Below are 3,189 nucleotides of genomic sequence, written 5' to 3'. Positions count from 1 at the left end.
AGGATTTCAGCCTCTTTTGTTACTTTGCTTGTTGGAAAAAAACACTAGTAACATGAGCAAAAGTACATATTTTACCGGACAGCCGCTCTGTGAGCTGTCAAAAAGCCTGGGAGAAGCAGCTGTATATGATGGATTCTACCACAATCACGCTCTTTGATAACATTCTTAAGGGAGTAGGTAGACATCCTAAAAGCGGAAAGAAGAAAGGCGGCATGAAGGTACACACCATTATGAGGTATCAAGTAGGTGTACCGATGGTGGCAGAACTGACTTCTGCTTCCCAACACGATCATTATCTTCTCAAAAAGGTGCACCTGCCCCAAGATGCCACCTTGGCAATAGGAAGTTTACCGGACAGCAATATTAATTTTTCATCAAATCTAATGTCGTGTCCCCGACCAAGCGTGTATGTCCGTAGGATTGAGGGCTGAAAGAAATGCTATTTTCATTGTGGGACCCCCACCAACCCACCAAGGAGATGGTGGGGGAGCAGGTTAGTGACGTTTAGAGCCAATCTTATGCTTTGTTTTTACCTTAGTTCTCTGTAAGTGTTCTTTTTTCTGCTTGTCCACAAATTGGTAGAATTTATAAGGGTCAAGACAAGCACCAATCTGACCCTCCCCAATGCTAGCCCAAGTACGCACTTCTTGGATAGCCTCTTTACGTGCTTTCCGACTCGTGATGGGCGACTTCTTGAAGAGAGCCATACATTTCTTCCAAGCGGTTTTACCATCATAGAGGCGACGATAGCCATAAGCTAGCCATGTTATGAGAGAATCGCAAGGGTGTTCAGCAAAGCGAGCCTCGTCTATGCTTAGCGCTTGTCTGAATTTCTCTTTGCCACGTGGAGTATCATTAGCACAATAGTAGTGGTCGCCCAGATGAAACAAAAGGCAAGATTGGTTAGCGAAACGTCCATCGCGTTCAAGCTGTTCTAACATGTGGAGAGCTTCCGATTGTCGACCAGCAATATCGAGGAGGAAAGCTTTTCTAGAATAGGCTTCCCAAAGAGAAGAGTCTAGCTGTATGGCATGATCAAGAATCAGAATCAGTGAATCCGTTTTGCCATTGAAGGTCATGATCTGTGTGCTTTGCACAAGTCGCTTTGCTTCTTCTCGATTGTCTTTTTGCAAATCATGCATGCTTACCATGCTCATACAAAGCACTGCCAACAGAAGAGTGAGTAAATGTTTCATCGTAAATGAAGTGTTTTAGTGAAACGTTTTCTTGAAACAAACGAGCAAGTCTAAATCGTGAAAATGTTTTGGACAATGTCATGTCGGCGAAAACGTCTTTTGAAAAGGAGTATGGGTAATAGCTACTTTTTCGATGGTTTTGGAGCACCAACTCTACCCTCAATGATTGTCTTGTGAATCCGAGAACCGCTTAGAGGGGATGAGTTAAGCTTATTCATCAGGAGCCTTAATTAAGGGATATCCATTTGCACAATTGCTGGTGAGCAATGTGTCTATTGTGTTCACGTCAAAGTTCACAACACTATATAGTTCTGGATTGTCGTTGAGGTTGAGATAAGTGATTTTGTGCTGCTGGTCGTAAGGGAGACAAAGACGAATCGACAGCAATTCACAATGCTCTGCATTAACATGACGAATGCTAGGAGGAAGCACTAGACGCTTCACACGATTATAAGCAACATCTAATTGCTCTAACTTTGGAAATAGCTCTGGATAGAAGCCTACAAAGCGTCTAGTCCCTATATCAGTAGATGATTTGGGCATGTTTATCATAACAAACTTCATGTTGTTGTGGCTGATATTAAGAAATACCAAGTCTTGAGGAAACAGAAGAGCATTGTCCAAACTTCGTATCTCATTGTACGAAATATCCAGCGTATCTATATGATACATGGATAGATTAGGCATAGTCTTAAGCTGTTGATGGCTAAGATCGCAATACCCGATATGACTTCCTGCAGGAAATTCGTAGAGAGCTTTGAGTCCTTTGACTGGCGTCTGGCTACCATTGAAGTCTAAGAATAGCACAAACAAGAAGATAAACAAGATATTCATTGGAAGTAGTCTAGATGGTTATATAGATTATATTTCAAACCGATTTCTTCCCCGCGGCGCTGATTGTAATCAAGTCTTTTGTGCTCAGCTGGCGTACCTTTTTTTATAATACGTAGCGTATGAAGAGGCATCCAAGAGTAGACCCTGAGTACGATTGGTGACAGACGAGGATTGTAACTGATATTTGCTACAAGAATACGAGACGTTTCGCAATTCAAGTGCATATTATGCTCTATGTAATGTACCAAATCGTTGTAAGATAGATCGAGCAGGTCCATATTCCGAAACAAAGGAATGAATGCTGTTATTCTGTTGTGTGAGAAATTAAGCACCCGAAGGTCTGGAGCATAGAGTTCATTCCATACGATTGTGTCGGCCAAATGATTATACGACACATTGAGCTTTTTCAAAGCGATTGGAAGATTTCGCATATTGATACTCCTAATGTTATTGTGCGAAAGGTTGAGCGATTCGATATCGTACATGGAGAGTATCGGAACTTCTGTGAGATTTTGTCCTGATAAATCAAGGTATTTAATGTGAGTTCCCCATGGTAATTGGTAAAGCTTAGCAAGTTTATCTGCTCCAGACGAATCTTTTAAGCTGAAAGATAAGCAACAGAAGAAAGAAAGCAATAAGCCAAGTCCAAGCAAGGTGGTACGAAGCTTATGAAGTGCAAGAGACTTAGTCATAATTTATCGGAGTTTTAGAAACATCTGGTATTCTGTGATTGCCTCACTGATTGCCCCATGGTCATATTTGAGCATATAAATATGTTCGCGGTCGGGATTGAAATGGAATATCTGATTATCGTCAACACCCACAAAGAATCTCTTAAGAAATTCCTGGGGGTATCCGTTTTTCTTCAAGTATTCATAAGCCTTAGACATGTTTCCGTGTGTGACATTCAATGTACCTTGTATTTACCTATAATGCATTACATGAAGAGCTTCGTGCATTAACATGCCAGCAAGTCGCTCAGATACATCGCCATGATATTCGTAATAGAGATAATTGTCGTTGCCCACTTCGCAAAAGTCCGCCTATTCGTCTGTAGAGTTTACAAACATCCCTCGCCAACTCACTAAGAGATGGCGGGAGACGACAGTATAGCCTACTTAAGATTACTCGGCTCGATGAGTTCTCTGAAAAAACATAC

5 protein-coding genes are annotated in these 3,189 nt (G+C 41.5%); 1 reads left to right on the top strand and 4 read right to left on the bottom strand.

From position 1 onward, the window contains the following. Positions 1-89 precede the first annotated feature (89 nt). A complete protein-coding gene (locus HMPREF9999_RS09385; RefSeq protein WP_009437866.1) occupies positions 90-431 on the top strand; it encodes a transposase in 342 nt (113 codons plus the stop codon). A gap of 63 nt (positions 432-494) precedes the next feature. Here HMPREF9999_RS09385 and HMPREF9999_RS09380 read toward each other — a convergent pair whose 3' ends face one another. From HMPREF9999_RS09380 to HMPREF9999_RS09365, 4 genes are all read right to left on the bottom strand, one after another. Beyond that, complete coding sequence (locus HMPREF9999_RS09380) at positions 495-1,196, bottom strand: hypothetical protein (protein WP_009437865.1); 702 nt, start codon at positions 1,194-1,196, stop codon at positions 495-497. Between the two features lie 210 nt (positions 1,197-1,406). Further along, entirely contained in the window at positions 1,407-2,030 is a 624-nt protein-coding gene (locus tag HMPREF9999_RS09375; protein ID WP_009437864.1) for a hypothetical protein, read from the bottom strand. Beyond that, a complete protein-coding gene (locus HMPREF9999_RS09370) occupies positions 2,027-2,722 on the bottom strand; it encodes a leucine Rich repeat-containing domain protein (protein WP_009437863.1) in 696 nt (231 codons plus the stop codon). Before HMPREF9999_RS09370 ends, HMPREF9999_RS09375 begins: the two co-directional genes overlap by 4 nt. 3 nt (positions 2,723-2,725) lie before the next feature. Next, a complete protein-coding gene (locus HMPREF9999_RS09365; protein ID WP_009437862.1) occupies positions 2,726-2,920 on the bottom strand; it encodes a hypothetical protein in 195 nt (64 codons plus the stop codon). Between the last annotated feature and the right edge of the window lie 269 nt (positions 2,921-3,189).

Origin of the sequence: Alloprevotella sp. oral taxon 473 str. F0040 (assembly GCF_000318095.2) — a bacterium.
Lineage (GTDB): Bacteria > Bacteroidota > Bacteroidia > Bacteroidales > Bacteroidaceae > Alloprevotella.
The sequence above is the reverse complement of the archived record's forward strand: the minus strand, read 5'-3'. Positions and strand labels throughout refer to the sequence as shown.